This is a genomic window from Methylovorus glucosotrophus (genome assembly GCF_009858335.1).
GTDB lineage: Bacteria > Pseudomonadota > Gammaproteobacteria > Burkholderiales > Methylophilaceae > Methylovorus > Methylovorus glucosotrophus.
In genome coordinates this window covers 74494-89619 of the sequence record NZ_VMSE01000002.1, presented here as the reverse complement: position 1 = coordinate 89619, position 15126 = coordinate 74494, and the positions used below count along the sequence as shown (strand labels likewise).

Annotated in this window: 16 protein-coding genes and 1 tRNA gene; 9 read left to right on the top strand and 8 right to left on the bottom strand. The window is 58.7% G+C overall.

Translation table 11 applies throughout. From position 1 onward, the window contains the following. The first annotated feature begins 70 nt into the window (after positions 1 to 70). From FNL37_RS11390 to bluB, 3 genes are read left to right on the top strand one after another with little or no spacing between them, the layout of a single operon-like run. Entirely contained in the window at positions 71 to 499 is a 429-nt protein-coding gene (locus FNL37_RS11390; protein ID WP_015829172.1) for a MotA/TolQ/ExbB proton channel family protein, read from the top strand. A gap of 9 nt (positions 500 to 508) precedes the next feature. Continuing rightward, complete coding sequence (locus FNL37_RS11385; protein ID WP_211371968.1) at positions 509 to 892, top strand: DUF2149 domain-containing protein; 384 nt, start codon at positions 509 to 511, stop codon at positions 890 to 892. Further along, positions 889 to 1539, top strand: a complete 651-nt coding sequence (bluB, locus tag FNL37_RS11380; RefSeq protein WP_159356266.1) for a 5,6-dimethylbenzimidazole synthase — start codon at positions 889 to 891, stop codon at positions 1537 to 1539. Before FNL37_RS11385 ends, bluB begins: the two co-directional genes overlap by 4 nt. Positions 1540 to 1557: 18 nt before the next feature. On the opposite strand, the gene FNL37_RS11375 is transcribed toward bluB, so the two are convergent. Further along, complete coding sequence (locus FNL37_RS11375; protein ID WP_159356265.1) at positions 1558 to 2094, bottom strand: RDD family protein; 537 nt, start codon at positions 2092 to 2094, stop codon at positions 1558 to 1560. A gap of 263 nt (positions 2095 to 2357) precedes the next feature. On the opposite strand from FNL37_RS11375, the gene FNL37_RS11370 reads away from it, so the two are divergent. The 3 genes from FNL37_RS11370 to FNL37_RS11360 are packed head-to-tail and all read left to right on the top strand — an operon-like array spanning position 2358 to position 3918. Then, positions 2358 to 3167, top strand: coding sequence for a cobalamin-binding protein (locus FNL37_RS11370; protein WP_159356264.1), 810 nt, complete (start codon positions 2358 to 2360; stop codon positions 3165 to 3167). A gap of 2 nt (positions 3168 to 3169) precedes the next feature. After that, positions 3170 to 3697, top strand: a complete 528-nt coding sequence (cobU, locus tag FNL37_RS11365) for a bifunctional adenosylcobinamide kinase/adenosylcobinamide-phosphate guanylyltransferase (RefSeq protein ID WP_159356263.1) — start codon at positions 3170 to 3172, stop codon at positions 3695 to 3697. 2 nt (positions 3698 to 3699) lie between these two features. After that, positions 3700 to 3918: an RNA-binding S4 domain-containing protein gene (locus tag FNL37_RS11360; RefSeq protein WP_013440967.1), complete on the top strand. Its 219-nt coding sequence runs from the start codon at positions 3700 to 3702 to the stop codon at positions 3916 to 3918. 32 nt (positions 3919 to 3950) lie between these two features. Here FNL37_RS11360 and FNL37_RS11355 read toward each other — a convergent pair whose 3' ends face one another. Further along, a complete protein-coding gene (locus FNL37_RS11355; RefSeq protein ID WP_159356262.1) occupies positions 3951 to 5423 on the bottom strand; it encodes a cobyric acid synthase in 1473 nt (490 codons plus the stop codon). Between the two features lie 14 nt (positions 5424 to 5437). Here FNL37_RS11355 and cbiB point away from each other — a divergent pair, with 14 nt between their 5' ends. Continuing rightward, positions 5438 to 6373, top strand: coding sequence for an adenosylcobinamide-phosphate synthase CbiB (gene cbiB / locus FNL37_RS11350; RefSeq protein ID WP_159356261.1), 936 nt, complete (start codon positions 5438 to 5440; stop codon positions 6371 to 6373). Then, on the top strand, positions 6366 to 7346 hold the full coding sequence (cobD, locus tag FNL37_RS11345) for a threonine-phosphate decarboxylase CobD (RefSeq protein WP_159356260.1): 981 nt from the start codon (positions 6366 to 6368) through the stop codon (positions 7344 to 7346). The genes cbiB and cobD overlap by 8 nt, the downstream gene beginning before the upstream one ends. A 95-nt stretch (positions 7347 to 7441) precedes the next feature. Here the strand turns inward: cobD and FNL37_RS11340 are convergent, their stop codons facing one another. From FNL37_RS11340 to cobT, 5 genes are all read right to left on the bottom strand, one after another. Beyond that, positions 7442 to 9367: a tetratricopeptide repeat protein gene (locus FNL37_RS11340; protein WP_159356259.1), complete on the bottom strand. Its 1926-nt coding sequence runs from the start codon at positions 9365 to 9367 to the stop codon at positions 7442 to 7444. 67 nt (positions 9368 to 9434) lie between these two features. Continuing rightward, a complete protein-coding gene (locus FNL37_RS11335) occupies positions 9435 to 10937 on the bottom strand; it encodes a tetratricopeptide repeat protein (RefSeq protein ID WP_159356258.1) in 1503 nt (500 codons plus the stop codon). 18 nt (positions 10938 to 10955) lie between these two features. Further along, positions 10956 to 11552, bottom strand: a complete 597-nt coding sequence (gene cobC, locus FNL37_RS11330) for an alpha-ribazole phosphatase (RefSeq protein WP_159356257.1) — start codon at positions 11550 to 11552, stop codon at positions 10956 to 10958. Beyond that, complete coding sequence (cobS, locus tag FNL37_RS11325; protein WP_159356256.1) at positions 11537 to 12298, bottom strand: adenosylcobinamide-GDP ribazoletransferase; 762 nt, start codon at positions 12296 to 12298, stop codon at positions 11537 to 11539. The genes cobC and cobS overlap by 16 nt, the downstream gene beginning before the upstream one ends. A 6-nt stretch (positions 12299 to 12304) precedes the next feature. Further along, complete coding sequence (cobT, locus tag FNL37_RS11320) at positions 12305 to 13348, bottom strand: nicotinate-nucleotide--dimethylbenzimidazole phosphoribosyltransferase (RefSeq protein WP_159356255.1); 1044 nt, start codon at positions 13346 to 13348, stop codon at positions 12305 to 12307. A 151-nt stretch (positions 13349 to 13499) separates the two neighbouring features. Between cobT and FNL37_RS11315 the strand changes: the two genes are divergently transcribed. Beyond that, positions 13500 to 13575, top strand: a tRNA-Phe gene (locus FNL37_RS11315). 137 nt (positions 13576 to 13712) lie between these two features. Here FNL37_RS11315 and FNL37_RS11310 read toward each other — a convergent pair. Further along, positions 13713 to 15074 carry a sensor domain-containing protein gene (locus FNL37_RS11310; protein WP_159356254.1) on the bottom strand — a complete coding sequence of 454 codons (1362 nt, stop codon included), beginning with the start codon at positions 15072 to 15074 and terminating at the stop codon, positions 13713 to 13715. Between the last annotated feature and the right edge of the window lie 52 nt (positions 15075 to 15126).

The following is a 15126-nucleotide window of genomic DNA, read 5'->3' as shown; positions in this document are numbered from 1 at the left end:
TACCCCGCATTGCAGGATGCGTCATCACCATGGCAGCCATCCCGGCATCACATTGTAAAAAGGACGATTTATGCTGTTTGACATGAACAATCTGCACGCGGCCATTACCAGCCTGCTCACGCCGGTGATCGCCATTCTGATCGCCTCGGTCGCCTTCGCTGTGCTGGAATCCGGCATTGCCATCGGCGAGCGGCTGTTTGGCCTGCGCCAGATGCGCCAGTCGGCCAGCGATGCCGTGATCAAAACCGCCCGCCACCGGCTGGAACGCGCCGATCTGCTGGCGCGCATTCCGCCCATGCTGGGGCTGATGGCCACCATTATCCCCCTCGGGCCCGGCCTCGCCGCGCTGGGTCAAGGCAACCCGGCGCAACTGGCGCAAGCCGTCACCACCGCGTTTGATGCCACCGTACTTGGCTTAATTGCCGGTATTGCCGGCCTCGTCATCGGCAAGCTGCGCCGCCGCTGGTATGAAGATGTGCTGGAATCGCTGGAAAGCTGAAGGCCTATCATGAAAACAAGCCCTACTATAAATACGGAACCCGCCGCTGCATCCCGCCCGGCCAAACGCCGCCTGCACAGCCGCTTTGACCATGACGATGAAGACCCACGCGCCAGCCTGGTCAATCTGGTCGATGTCATGCTGGTATTCGCCTGCGGCCTGCTCGCCGCGCTCAGCGCCGGTGGCCAGGCCATGATCAAACCCGCCAAGGAACTGGAGCGCGGCCGCGAAATCGCCGCGCCACCCAGTGTTTCCGGCAACCCCGGCAGCGGTTATCAATCCGTCGGCCAGGTCTACCGCGATGAAAAAACCGGCAAACTGCTGCTGATTGAGCAAGCCAACCCATCCGCCACCACTCAACCCTCAGCCTCACCGCAAGGAACCGCAAAATGAGCGACTTTCGTTACAGCGATGAAGAACGCGCCGCCATCTACCGCGCCATCGCCGAGCGGCGCGACATGCGCCATTTTTTGCCAGACCCGGTAGACCCCGCCACCCTGCAACGCCTGCTCAACGCCGCGCACCACGCCCCCAGCGTCGGTCTCATGCAACCCTGGCGCTTCATCCGCATTACTCAGTCCGCCTTACGCCAGCAGATACACGCCCTGGTGGAGCAAGAGCGCCAGCAAACCGCGCATGCCCTGGGCGAACGCGAAGCCGAATTTTTACGCCTGAAAGTAGAAGGCATACTGCAATGCGGCGAAGTCATCGTCGCCGCGCTGTGCGATGGCCGCGAACGCTACGTCTTCGGCCGCCGCACCCTGCCCGAGATGGACTTAGCCTCCGTCTCCTGCGCCATCCAGAACATCTGGCTCGCCGCCCGCGCCGAAGGCCTCGGCATGGGCTGGGTCTCTATCTTCGACCCCGAGCAACTCGCCAGACTGCTCAACATGCCAGAAGGCGCGAAGCCGGTCGCCGTGCTATGCCTGGGCCATGTGCCCATGTTTTACGCGCAGCCCATGCTGATTGAGGAGGGATGGGCAGAGGCGAAGCCCTTGAGTGAGATGCTGATGCAAAACCAATGGGATGAAAAAGCATAATGGCGCGAACGGGAGGCCTCAGGCACTCTCCGTCTTCAACACATAAGTACGTGCGATCAGGTCATGCAAGCCCTGTTTTTTGCTGGTGAAGGCAACCATGAGAAATCCAATACCAAGCAACAGGCAGGAAAGCAATTTGGCCCAATAGCGGGCATTAGCACGGCCCATTCCGAGGCGTTTGCCGCTGGCATCCGTCACTCTTAGCCCCAACATCCGTTTGCCCGGTGTTGCCTGCCATGCTGATGCTTCAAAGACGGTGAAGTAAAGCCAGGTCACCAGAATATTCAGAAGATAGGCCATGACTTCGTATAAAAATACGTTTTCCTCCTCGGAGGCTGAACTACCGATGAATAAACCATAGAACATGCCGACCAGCAGAACAACACTTCCTAAACCGATCACAATATTGTCGATCAAAAACGCAATAGTCCGGTACCAAAATCCTCCATAACTCTGGGATTGAGGATCCTGAAACGTCGAATTCAGCTGGGTACCACACGCAGAACAAAAGCTGGCAAATTCCTGGTTTTTCTCTCCACATTTAGAACAAAACATTTACGCTCCCTGAGTAAAATTAATTGAAGGCCGGCCCTGAATACGTTTTAAAATGGTCCAGCAAAGGCATGAAACACTGGCAGCTACCGCCAATATCCCGCAGGGATTATGTTCCAGGCCATCTGCCGGCGCGGTGCGGTGAGTCACGAAAGAGGGGATTAAGTAGCCCCCGGGACCGCACTGTGTGGCATACCCTCCGGTATCTGGAGACCTTAACCACGCAGCATCCCCGACAAACTACAATCTTCACGCACAGGCTTTTTATGTACCACCGCATCGTCTGCCTCACTACCGAAACCGTTGAAACGCTTTATCTTCTGGGCGCGCAGGATCGTATTGTCGGGATTTCCGGCTTTACCACACGGCCAGCGGCGGCGCGGCGCGAGAAACCCAAGGTTTCAGCGTTTACCAGTGCCAAGCTGGACAAGATATTGGCGCTGGAGCCGGATCTGGTGATTGGCTTTTCCAACCTGCAGGCGGATATTGCGGCGGCGCTGATACGGGCGGGGGTGGAGGTACATGTGTATAACCAGCGCTCGCTGGCGCAGGTGTTGCAGATGATCTTGAGCCTGGGTGTGTTGGTGGATAAGGCCGCCGAGGCACAGGCGCTGGTGGCGCGCTTGCAGCAGGAGATGGATGCGGTGCGTGAGACGGCGGATTATCTGCCGCGCAAGCCGCGGGTGTATTTTGAGGAATGGGATGCGCCCATGATGAGCGGCATACGCTGGGTGGGCGAGCTGATTGCATTGGCGGGGGGCGAGGATGCCTTTGCCGAGCTGGCGCAGTTTCCCTCCGCCAAGGACCGGATTATTGCGGACCCGCAGCAGGTGGTGGAGCGGCAGCCGGATATCATCATCGGCTCGTGGTGCGGTAAAAAATTTCAGCCGGAACAAGTGATGGCGCGGCCGGGGTGGGATACTATCCCCGCCGTGCAGCAGGGCTGGCTGCGTGAGATAAAATCAGCGGATATTCTGCAGCCCGGCCCTAGCCTGATTCAACATGGCTTGCGGCAGTTGCAGGAGATCATTCAGCAATGGGGCGCGCGGCAGGCCCATCAAAAGCATTGGAGTTAAGCATGTCTACCCATCTGATCCTCGGTGGTGCCCGCTCTGGCAAAAGCCTCTACGCCGAAAAGCTGGCGGAGCAAAGCGGCAAGACGGTGATTTATATCGCTACCGCGCAGGTATATGACAGCGAATTTGGCGAGCGCGTCGCGCATCATCGCAAACAGCGCCCGGCGCACTGGCCAACGGTGGAAAAGCCGTTTGGCTTGGCGGCTACCTTGCGCGAACATGCGGCGGCCGACCGCTGCCTGATGGTGGATTGCCTGACCTTGTGGCTGGCGCAATGCATATGCCCGGACTGTGCGCCGCCGGAAGGCGTAGACTGGCAGCAGGAGAAACGAGAATTGCTGGAAACCCTGCCGACATTGCCCGGCGAAATCTTGCTGGTAAGCAATGAAGTGGGCATGGGTATCGTGCCGCTGGGCGAGATCAACCGCCAGTTTCAGGATGAACAAGGCAGGCTGAACCAGGCGATTGCCGCCATTGCACCGCGGGTGACTTTTGTCGCCGCCGGGCTGCCACTTACATTAAAAGGATAATCATGGAATTTACACTCAAAGGCGAGTTCATTGAGCTTTGCAACCTGCTGAAACTGACCGGCATTGCCGACTCTGGCGGCCAGGGCAAAGCCATGGTGGCCGATGGTCTGGTAACGGTGGATGGCAAGCCGGAAAGTCGCAAGACCGCCAAGATACGCGCGGGGCAAGTGGTGGAGTGCATGGAGCAGACCATACAGGTGCTGGCGGCAGACCCGGCTTGATGGAGTTACCCGCCGCGCAGGCTGAGCGGGTGCTACAAATAGGGCGAGAGCCGCGCCCAATCCAGATGTTGTTCCAGCGCATCGGCCAGGCGATTCAGGCCATCTTCCCGCAGTTGCATGTAGTCATATTCCAGCACGATTTTCTGCGCTTCCAGATCAGGTAGCCCTGCCCATTGCAACAGGGCGCTGGTCGCCGAGGCCTGGTCAAACAGGCCATGCAGGTAAGTGCCTGCTATCTGGTCATCCACTGACATGGCGCCTTCCGGCGCGTCGCCGATATACAACATGGGCTGTTGCATGGCGGGGCCTTCGCTGACGCCCATATGAATTTCATAGCCCGTCACTTCCGCCTGATTACCGAAGCTGAAGCGACCGGCCACCTGCGCCAGTTTTTTATGCGTATGCAGCGTGGTTTGCATGTCAAACCAGCCAAAACCGGGGTCTGAGCCGGCATCGCCTTCCAGCCCGTGCGGGTCGTGAATGTGTTGCCCCAGCATCTGGAAGCCGCCGCAAATGCCCAGCACTTTGCCGCCGTAGCGCAAATGGCGCGCCAGGGCAGTCTCCCAGCCATGGGCTTTCAACGTCTGCAGATCGCCACGCACGTTTTTACTGCCGGGGAGAATAATCAGGTCAGCCGGCGGCACCGGCTCGCCCATGCTGATGAATTCGAAATGCACATGCGGGTGCAGGCGCAGGGCATCCATATCCGTGTGGTTACTCACATGCGGCAGCACGGGCGCGATCACACGCAGGCGGATGTCGTCCTTGAGCGCGACGTCGCGCGGCACGGCGTCTTCTGCTTCGATATGCAGCTGGTGCAGATAGGGCAGCACGCCCAGCACCGGCTTGCCAGTCTCCTGCTCCAGCCAATCCAGGCCGGGTTGCAGCAAGGCAATATCGCCACGAAAGCGGTTGATGACAAAGCCAATAACACGCTGGCGTTCGGATTCGCTGAGCAAGGCCAGTGTGCCGACAATGTGCGCAAATACGCCACCGCGATCAATATCGGCCACCAGCAGTACCGGACAATCCGCCGCCTCTGCAAAGCCCATGTTGGCAATATCGTTCTGGCGCAGATTGATCTCGGCCGGGCTGCCCGCGCCTTCCACCACCACACGTTCATATTGCTGGCACAGGCGTTGCCATGAGGCCATCACAGCTTTCATGGCCGTGGGTTTGTAATCGTGATAGCGCGTGGCTTCCTGATTGCCGACCACACGGCCATGAATGATCACCTGGCAGCCCGTATCACTATTGGGCTTGAGCAGCACGGGGTTCATATCGGTATGCGGCGGCAGGCCACAGGCCTGGGCCTGCACGGCTTGCGCCCGGCCTATCTCGCCGCCATCCACCGTCACCGCCGAATTGAGCGCCATGTTTTGCGGCTTGAACGGCGCGACACGCACGCCCCTGCGATACAATACCCGGCACAACCCCGCGACCAGCGTGCTTTTGCCCGCATCGGAAGTCGTACCCTGAACCATGAATGTTTGAACGGATGCCATTGGTCCATTATTCCATGAGTTGGCTGCCAACCCCAGCCCTATTGATTATCGCCGCCTGCCTGCTGGACTGGCGGCTGGGCGAGCCCACCCGCTGGCATCCCCTGGTGGGCTTTGGCACGTTGGCAGCGCGGCTTGAGCGCGCCATGAATCATCTGCAAGGTGCGTTTACCGGTCGCATTGCGGGCTTGCTGGCCTGGCTGATACTGCTGGTGCCTGCGGTGCTGGTCGCCATCTTCATCACTTGGCATCCGCTGGGCTGGGTCATCGACGTTATCCTGCTTTACCTCGCCATTGGCGCCCGTAGCCTGCACCTGCACGCCATGCAGGTTTTTGAGGCGCTGCAGGCACGCGACCTGGTACGCGCACGTGAAGCCGTTGGCATGATGGTCAGCCGCGATAGCAAAAAACTGAGCCGTGGGCAGATTGCCTCGGCCACTGTGGAGTCGGTGCTGGAAAATGGCAATGACGCCATTTTTGCCGCCATTTTCTGGTTTGCGCTGCTGGGCGGGCCAGGCGTGGTGGCTTACCGGCTGGCCAATACCCTGGATGCCATGTGGGGTTACCGCACGCCACGCTATCGCTATTTTGGCTGGGCTGCCGCCCGCCTTGATGATGTCTTCAACCTGATTCCAGCCCGGCTGACGGCGCTGGCTTATGCGCTTTGCGGCCATACCTGGTCGGCACTCAAATGCTGGTTCACCCAGGCACGCACCTGGTACAGCCCCAATGCCGGGCCCGTGATGGCGGCTGGCGCTGGCGCGCTGCAAGTCAAACTGGGTGGCCGCGCGCCCTACCATGGCGTGTGGAAAGATCGCCCAACGTTGGGGCTGGGAGCAACGGCCGAGCCAGCGCATATTCCGGCTGCGCTAGCCTTGATCAAGCGCAGCATGATGCTGTGGTGCGCGGGCGTTTTAGTGATCTGGCTGATCTGGAAACTGCTGCATGCTTGAGCATGGCGGCAACCTGCAGCAAGCCTGCATAGACTACGATCGCCCGATGGAAGCCTGGCTGGACCTCTCCACCGGCATCAGCCCACACGCCTTCCCGATTCCCCCTATCAGCCCTGCGCTCTGGCAACGATTGCCAATAGAAAACGATGCACTTCTGGACACCGCACGCCGCTATTACCAGCAAGAGCATGTACTGGCGGTGGCAGGCTCGCAAGCCGCCATTCAGGCGCTGCCGCATTTGCGCCCACGCAGCCGTGTATGGGTACTCACTCCTGCTTATGCCGAGCATGCCCACGCTTGGCGCCAACATGGCCATACCGTCACCGAGCGTGATCACTTGCCCGAAATGAGCGAACTGCAAAACGTGGACGTGCTGGTGGTGTGCAACCCCAACAACCCGACTGCGCGCCTGTGCCCGCCTGCGCAACTACATGCATGGCAACAGGCACTGGCGCCGGGCGGCTGGCTGATCGTGGATGAAGCTTTCATGGACGCAACACCGGAAAACAGCATCAGCGCGCAAGCCGCAAAACCTGGATTGATAGTGCTGCGCTCTCTGGGGAAGTTTTTTGGCCTGGCTGGGGCACGCGTGGGCATGGTGCTCGCCGCGCCAGACTTACTGGATCAATTACGGGAATGGTTGGGGCCGTGGACGCTGAGTGGCCCGGCGCGCCTGATCGCCACAGCCGCCATGGCCGACCATGACTGGCAACATGCGCAACGCCAGCGCCTGCAGCTAGACATAGAAAGAATGCATGGGCTACTGAATGCCGCAAGGATTTCGCCCACTGGCAGCACTGCGCTCTTCAGCTACTGGCAAGACCCGCGTGCTATCGAGCTGCATGCCCATCTGGCGCAGCATGGTATCTGGACGCGGCTATTTGCCCAACCATCAGCCATCCGGCTTGGGCTACCGCCCCCTGAAGGCTGGGATATGCTGCAACGCGCACTTACCGATTGGGCAAGCAAGTAATATCAGGGCTTAGCGCAGACTTACTTCCATACCCACGCTAGGCCATGGCATGCGCTGGGATACCGCTACTGAAGAGCAATTTCCCCTGCCGGATTTCACTCAGCGTGCGTCCGCAAGGCCTGTAAGCCCTGACCCACGCGAGCGACGACTGCCGACCAATCTCCCCGCTGGGCCTGACGGAACAATCTGGCGGTGGGGTACCAGGGGCTATCCTCCCGCGTCAGCAACCAGCGATAATCCGGCACAAAGGGTAGCAACACCCATACCGGTTTGCCCATGGCGCCCGCTACGTGCGCCACGGAGGTATCGACAGTAATCACCACATCCATTGCATCAATCAGGGCGGCTGTATCGGCAAACTGCTGCAGCGCAGCGCGGTGGTCTTGTATGGGCAGGCTCGCCATGACAGCTTCATCCGCTGGCCGCAGCTCTTTTTGCAGACAATGGAATTCCACCGGTAGCGTCATCAGTGGCGCCAGGCTTTGCAGCGGGATGCTGCGCTTGGCATCGCGCATATGAGTGGCGGAGCCGGACCAGACCAGACCCACCTTCAAGCGCTGCGGTTGGCCTGCAAGGGCGGGGAATTCAAATCGATGCGCTGTTTCTGGCACGCCCAGATATGGGATATGGGCAGGAATGGTAGCCAGTGTGGTTTCAAACGCCAGCGGCAAGCTCATGTAGGGGCAATAAAGGTCATACGCCTCAAAGCCCGTGCCGCGCTCTACCACGGTAAAGTCCGGCCCCATGGTCTTGAGCAGATTGACCAAGGCTGGCGGTGCCTCAAGAATGACCTGCGCTCCGGCGTTTGCCGCCAACCTGGCATAGCGCACAAACTGCACGGTATCGCCCAAGCCCTGCTCGGCAGTCAGTAGCAGGCGCTTACCTGCGATGGGGGCATCACCCAGCCACAGCGGTTGTGAGCATACACGGCGGTAGCCGCGCGGCGGGCCTTCCGCCTCCCAGCCGTGTTCAAACAAATGCCAACCCTGTTCAAAATCGCCATGCACGAGGCAGATCAGGGCCTTGTTCCACAGCACGGTGGCGTTGTCCGGCTCCAGTTGCAGGGCCTGGTTGTAATCCTGCTGGGCGGCATCGTATTGCCCCAGATCCAGATAGGCATTGCCGCGGTTGGAATAGACCTGCGGGTTATGCGGAGTCAAGGCAAGCGCAGCTCCGTAGGCCTCCAGCGCCTCCTCATGCCTGTCGAGAGCCAGCAATGCATTGGCGCGATTCAATGTGGCTTCGGCAAACCCGGGGCGCGCCGCCAGGGCAGCGTCAAAACTTGCCAGTGCAAGCGCATGCTGACGCAGGTGCTTGAGGGCAACGCCACGCCCATTCAAGGCCAGCGGATTTTGCGCTTGTACTTGCAGTACATGATCAAAATGGGCGATGGCAAAATCGTGCTTACCGAGCTCAATCAAGGCGTTGCCGCAGCTGGTATAGGCTTCCAGGTAGTCTGGCTTCAGATCAATCGCTTTATTGAAAAAGCTGAGTGCATCCTGCCATTGCCGCCGCTGGTTCAGAATAATGCCCAGATTATGGTAGGCCTCGGCGTAGTCCGGGCGGTATTGGAGGGCACGCTGGTAATATGCCTGGGCGGATTCTGCATGGCCCAGCATCATGCAGGCATTGCCTGCCAGGAAAGCACTGGCAGCATCGGTCTCGCGCAGTTGCAATACGCTTTCCAGCGCAGTGAGCGCTTCTTCATAGCGTCCCAGCGCATAACATGCCTCGCCTATCATGGCCCAGATATCGGCTTGCTCCGGGTTGGCGCTCAAGAGACGCATGCAGAACTCAATGCATGGTTCATGACGCTGAGTCTGCAAATAAAGGCTGGCCAACAAGGTAAGCAAACGGCTGTCTTCCGGAAAACGGGTGAGCAGTTGCTGATACACCGCTTCGGCAGCCTGCCAGTCATGCGCGGTTTGCAGCTGCATGCCGCGGCGCAAGCCAACCTCCAGCGGCTCAACACCGGCAGGCGGCTGTTTTTGCGGGGGCGCAGCGGGCCGTTTATTTTTCATGCAGTTGACTCCCTGTTTTCAGCAAGCCGTTTTTCGGCCGCATCCTTCTTCATTTTTATGTGAACGCTTATGACGGACTGCCCAAGGCTAGCAGATCCATCCTCACCTGCTCCACCACACTCGCCCAATCTCCGGCTACCGGTTGCCGGTAAAGCCGTGCCGTGGGGTACCAAGGGCTATGTGGACTATCCAGCAGCCAGCGAAAATCCGGTATCCATGGCAAGAGCACCCATAAGGGTTTGCCCAGGGCTCCTGCCAGATGCGCGACGGCGGTATCGACCGAAATCACCACGTCCAGCGTGCTGATCAAGGCAGCTGTATCGCTAAAATCCTTGAGGCGGCTGGTATAGAGATGCATCCCGGGCCATTCGGCCAAGACAGTCAGGTCTGCCTCACGCACGTCCAGCTGCAAGCAATGCAGCGCTATCGGCAAATCGCGCCAGGATTGCAGGCTCTGCAACAGCAGGCTACGCCGGTGGTCATTGCTATGCGTGGTAGAACCAGACCACACCAGACCTACGCGTGGTTTATTACCAGAGGCATGCGAAAAGCCCGCCTTCAGCCTTTCATCGGCATGCAAATAGGCGGGGTAAGCAGGCACACCGGCTTGCCCGGCATTGGCCCATGCCAGGGGCATGCTGAGCAAGGGGCTATGCAGGTCAAATGCCGGCAGGGCTTGCCCGGCGGCAACAACCTGCAGCTGCGGATGCATAGTCTGAATAAGCGCCTGCAAGGGCGGCTGCACTTCAAGAATCACTTGCGCACCCTGCTCCATGGCCAGCAGCGCATAGCGGCTAAACTGGATGGTATCGCCATAGCCCTGCTCTGCCCACAGCAGCAAGCGCTTGCCCGCCAACGGGGTATCGCCGAGCCAGCGCGGCTGATCGAACCTGCGCATCAGGCCACGTGCTTCGCCTTCGGTGTGAAATCCATATTCATAGAGTTTCCAGCCCGCCTCGTACTCCCCCAGCAACAAATGCAGCAGGGCTTTGTTCCAGAAGAACCGGGGCTGATCGGGTTGTCGGGCAATGGCCTCGTTAAAATCCTGCATGGCCAGGGCAAAGCGCCCCTGATCCAGATGCAGGTTGCCACGATTATTAAATGCCAGCGCCGAGGGATATTGCGCAATGATCTGGTCATAAAACGCCAGAGCCAGCTCGGCATCTCCCGCGTCTGCCAGGGTATTGGCAAGATTGAGGTACAGCGCAGGCTGATCAGGCTCAAGCTCGATGGCCGTCTGCAAGGCAGCGATAGCCTCATCAAAGCGACGCGCCTTTTGCAGGGCGAGCCCACGGTAATGATGGATAGCGGCGTCTTGCGGCGCGGCAGCCAGCGCATAATCCAGATGCGCGATGGCAAATTCGTATTGTTTGAGAGAAGTTAGCGCCCGCCCACACCCCACCAGCGCGGCCAGATTATCTGCCTGCTGCGCCAGCATCTGGTTGTACTGTTCCAGCGCAAGTTTGTAATTCCCCTGCGCCAGGGCCTGGTCGGCGCGTTTTGCCAGGGTCGCCAGTTCGCCCGCCCCGGCGTTTTTTTTCTGACTGGATGGGGTGGACGATGTAGACATAAGGTCAGGTTACGGGGCTCAGCGGTTAACAAAGCCGACGCGCATTAGCGGCCGGTCACGGTCAAGATCAATCATCAGTTTCGTGACACTAGCATAGTCGATGTGCAGTCTAAACACGTTACTGAGGGGTAAACCCAGCGCAAATCCGGTGAGGGCGCGTATGACCCCGGCATGCGTGAAGGCAACATGCACGCCCGTGCCTTGGTTCGCCAGCTGCTCGACGAAGGCCTGCGCACGTTGCGAGAGATCATGGAAAGATTCGCCATTGGGCGGCGCCAGTTTGACATGTTCGTCCGCCCACTCATCCAGCAGGCCACGGGGAATGTCGTCCCAGGATTGCAGTTCCCAATCGCCAAAGTTGAGTTCCTTGAGACGTGCATCCTGCTGAATTTCGTGCTTGGTCCCAGCCACAGCTTGCGCCAGCAAGAGGCAACGCTGCAATGGACTGCTATGGAAGGAAGCGGCTTCAATATGGGCGATTTTAGGCCGTAGTGCCGTCACCTCTTCTTCAAAGGTATGCTTGACGCCGATATCCGACTGCCCGTAGCAGATCCCCGGTGCGATATCCGGCGTGGTGTGCCGCACCAGATACAATTCCATCACTGGCTTAGACATGCCAACACTCCCAGATAAAACATGATTTCAGTCAACTGCTGCATGGCGCCTACGCAATCTCCGGTGTAGCCGCCAAGGCGACGCTGCAGCACGGCGCGAAACCACCACCACACCAGGGCCACTGCCAGCAGCACCAGTGGCAAATCCCAAAGTGGAATACACCAGGCGGCGCCCAGCAAAGGCAGCAAGCCTGTCAGCATGGCAAATGCCAGTGCTCGCTTGCAGAGTGGCTGGGTCATGCCCCCGCCTTTGCCCTGCGGACGCACGTATTCCAAGGTTTGCATCAGCCATACGCCCGCCAGGCGGCTCACGCTATGCCCTGCCAATACGGCCCATAACATCACCCCTGAAGACATGGCGGACAAGGTACTGAATTTGAGTAAAAGCATCACGCCCAAAGCCAGCACGCCGTAACTTCCCACTCGCGAATCATGCATGATGGTGAGCACACGCTCTCGATCCAAGCCGCCACCCAGGCCGTCCACTGTATCGGCCAAGCCATCTTCATGCAGAGCTCCTGTGAGCCATATACCGGCTGCCAGCATGCAAATTATGCTGACCCCATGCGGTAGCAGCTGATGCACAACGATATACACCGCGGCCATGCCAGTACCGATGATCCAGCCCACCAACGGGAAAAACGCGGAAATCCCGGCCATGTCAGCAGGCTTGAAATCCGGCTTGGAGGGGACGGGAATGCGGCTGAAAAACCCAAGTGCCAGCAAAAATGGATGGATGAACTTCACGGCGATTTAAGCGCTCTTGCCATCCACACCGGCGGATTCGAACGAGGCCATTTCATTCATGAAATTGGCCGCGGCCTGCAACAGTGGATATGCCAGCGCGGCGCCGGTGCCTTCACCTAGCCGCAAACCGATGTCGAGCAAAGGTTCCGCCTGCAGGGCCTGTAGCAGACGCCGATGCCCTTGCTCGCCAGAGCAATGGGTAAATACCGCGTAATCCAGCACAGCCGGGGCGATACGACTTGCCACCAGCATGGCGGCGGTACAGATAAAGCCATCCACCAGTATCACGGCCTGCTTTTCTGCCGCGCCCAGCATGGCGCCTGCCATCATGGCGATCTCCAGCCCACCCACATGCTGCAAGGCGGATAAAGGACTGTGCAGGTGCGGAGCATGATGTTGCAGCACCTGTTCCACCACATCCACTTTGCGCTGCAGGCCCGCATCGTCCAGCCCTGTGCCCCTGCCAACACATGCCTGGGCAGGCAGCTGGCACAGCGCCGCCATCAGGGCCGCTGCCGCCGTGGTATTGCCTATGCCCATTTCGCCAAACGCCAGCACGTTGCTGCCTTTCGCAATCTCGGCATGCGCCAGTTGTCTGCCAATATTGATGGCTTTTTCACATTCGGCTTCCGACATCGCAGGTGCTTGCAGCATGTTCTGCGTGCCCATCGCCACCTTGTGCGAGAGCAGCATGGGGTGCGGCGCAAAATCATGATTCACACCGGCATCCACCACACGGATATCCATGCCCACCTGGCGGGCAAACACATTGATTGCGGCCCCACCCTGCAGAAAATTCAGCACCATCTGCATGGTCACCGCCTGCGGATAAGGACTGACGCCCGCCGCGACAATGCCATGATCCGCGGCAAATACCATCATCACCGGCTGACGCAACACCGGATCCAGACGCTGCTGTATCAGCCCCAGCTGCAGGGCGAGCCCTTCCAGACGGCCAAGGGCGCCCAATGGTTTGGTTTTCTGGTCAATTTTGTGCTGCAGGGCCGCAGAAAGGCCGCGGTCCAGCGTTTGAATATCAGGAATTTGCATGAGAACGGCTAACAATGAGTTGGCACCATTTTAATGGCAGGGCGGCAAAATATCTTAAATTCTTTGCGTGAGCGCAGATTGGCAATGACACAGCTGAAATAAGTTTGCTATAATGCGCGTCTTGTTTGCGAGCCGAGTGCTCAAAAACGCCGGCCGGGTAGCTCAGTTGGTAGAGCAGCGGATTGAAAATCCGCGTGTCGGCAGTTCGATTCTGCCCCCGGCCACCAATATCAAGCGCCCAGCTTTTAGTTGGGCGTTTTCATTTCTGCTCCCACCCGCTTTTATTTTTTAAGTATTTTTTTGAGAGGCTACCGCCTCGTTCACCGGCGAGTGCCTGATAGCCCGCATCAGGGGTTAAGCATCGTCATGCCGTTTGAGGTTTGGCTGCTGCATTCCGCTCGCCATGCTTTTCCTGATACATGGCTTTGTCAGCGTGCTTGAGCAAGGCATGCCTGTCCTGCCCATGATCAGGATAAAGAGCGATGCCAATGCTGGGGCGAATGGCGAGGCGATGCCCATCAATCTCAAATGGCTGGGCCAGCACTCCGCGTATTTTTTCCACCACCATCGCCGCCTGATCCGGCGAAGAAATATCCTGCAGCAACACCACAAACTCATCCCCACCCAGGCGCGCCACCATGTCAGTTTCGCGCATGCTGAGCTTGAGACGAGCCGCCACTTCCTGCAGCAACGTATCGCCAGCGTCATGTCCCAGGCTGTCATTGACCTGCTTGAACTTGTCCAGATCCAGGTACAACAGGGCCAAGTGGCGTTGCTCGCGCTCGGCAGAGCTCAGTGCTGCTTCCAGTTTATGGGTGAGAAACTCGCGATTGGGTAAAGTAGTGAGGGCGTCATACTGGGCCAACTGCTGCAACCTGGCCTGCATCTTCTGGCGCTCAATGGCGGTAGCAATCTGCGTGGATATAAATTGCAGCAGCTCCTGATCTTTCAGCTGATAGCTGATGCCACCCAGGTAGCGCTTTATCGTGAGCACGCCTATCATGCCTTTTTGCGATTTGAGGGGGACACCAAGCCAACTCAGCACATGCGGCTCAAGCGCGTTTTTCACCAGAGCGCTCCCCGCAGCAATGTCTTCTGCCGTCAGCAGCAAAGGCTGGCCACTCCGTATAATCTCGGCGCACAAGGTACCGGCGGCAGGTTTGGAGGGCTGCTCGGTCCATTGCAGATTATCCACCAGGTAGGGGAACATTAACTGATCCTTGTCCTCGTCGTAGAGCGTCACCGAAAAGCAGTCCGCAGGGAGCAAGCTGCCGACAATATGATGAATGCGCTGAAACAGCGAGATGAGGTCTTCCGCCGCATACGCCGCCTCTGAAATGGCATAGAGCGCAGCCTGCAACGCCTCGGCGCGCTTGCGCTCGGTAATGTCGCGAGCGACGCCGATGCGCAGCTGGTCTTCAGGCGACCAGCGCGCCGTCCACATAATGTCGACAATCTGCCCATCCTTGCGGATATAGCGATTTTCAAAATACAACAAGGGATTGCCGGACATGACCTCACGCGCAGTCTCTGTGGTACGGTCAAGGTCTTCCGGGACCACCATGGCGAAGATATTCCTGCCCACCATTTCCTGCGGGGTGTAACCAAACACACGTTCGCAAGCCGCGCTTGCGACGACGATCTTGCCATCGACATCCACCGCCAGGACGGCATCCATCAGGAGGTCCATAAAGCTGGCCAGGAGATCGTGGGATTTTATTTCCATAGAGACTTCATCATGCACTAAAAGCAGACTTAAGAAAGACTAATAAAGCGTT

What these genes read in the sequence shown, in the direction of transcription:
- FNL37_RS11390 (WP_015829172.1), top strand. Translation starts at nt 71, where the DNA reads ATGCTGTTTGACATGAACAATCTGCACGCGGCCATTACCAGCCTGCTC.
- FNL37_RS11385 (WP_211371968.1), top strand. Translation starts at nt 509, where the DNA reads ATGAAAACAAGCCCTACTATAAATACGGAACCCGCCGCTGCATCCCGC.
- bluB (WP_159356266.1), top strand. Translation starts at nt 889, where the DNA reads ATGAGCGACTTTCGTTACAGCGATGAAGAACGCGCCGCCATCTACCGC.
- FNL37_RS11375 (WP_159356265.1), bottom strand. Translation starts at nt 2,094, where the DNA reads ATGTTTTGTTCTAAATGTGGAGAGAAAAACCAGGAATTTGCCAGCTTT.
- FNL37_RS11370 (WP_159356264.1), top strand. Translation starts at nt 2,358, where the DNA reads ATGTACCACCGCATCGTCTGCCTCACTACCGAAACCGTTGAAACGCTT.
- cobU (WP_159356263.1), top strand. Translation starts at nt 3,170, where the DNA reads ATGTCTACCCATCTGATCCTCGGTGGTGCCCGCTCTGGCAAAAGCCTC.
- FNL37_RS11360 (WP_013440967.1), top strand. Translation starts at nt 3,700, where the DNA reads ATGGAATTTACACTCAAAGGCGAGTTCATTGAGCTTTGCAACCTGCTG.
- FNL37_RS11355 (WP_159356262.1), bottom strand. Translation starts at nt 5,423, where the DNA reads ATGGCATCCGTTCAAACATTCATGGTTCAGGGTACGACTTCCGATGCG.
- cbiB (WP_159356261.1), top strand. Translation starts at nt 5,438, where the DNA reads ATGAGTTGGCTGCCAACCCCAGCCCTATTGATTATCGCCGCCTGCCTG.
- cobD (WP_159356260.1), top strand. Translation starts at nt 6,366, where the DNA reads ATGCTTGAGCATGGCGGCAACCTGCAGCAAGCCTGCATAGACTACGAT.
- FNL37_RS11340 (WP_159356259.1), bottom strand. Translation starts at nt 9,367, where the DNA reads ATGAAAAATAAACGGCCCGCTGCGCCCCCGCAAAAACAGCCGCCTGCC.
- FNL37_RS11335 (WP_159356258.1), bottom strand. Translation starts at nt 10,937, where the DNA reads ATGTCTACATCGTCCACCCCATCCAGTCAGAAAAAAAACGCCGGGGCG.
- cobC (WP_159356257.1), bottom strand. Translation starts at nt 11,552, where the DNA reads ATGTCTAAGCCAGTGATGGAATTGTATCTGGTGCGGCACACCACGCCG.
- cobT (WP_159356255.1), bottom strand. Translation starts at nt 13,348, where the DNA reads ATGCAAATTCCTGATATTCAAACGCTGGACCGCGGCCTTTCTGCGGCC.
- FNL37_RS11310 (WP_159356254.1), bottom strand. Translation starts at nt 15,074, where the DNA reads ATGGAAATAAAATCCCACGATCTCCTGGCCAGCTTTATGGACCTCCTG.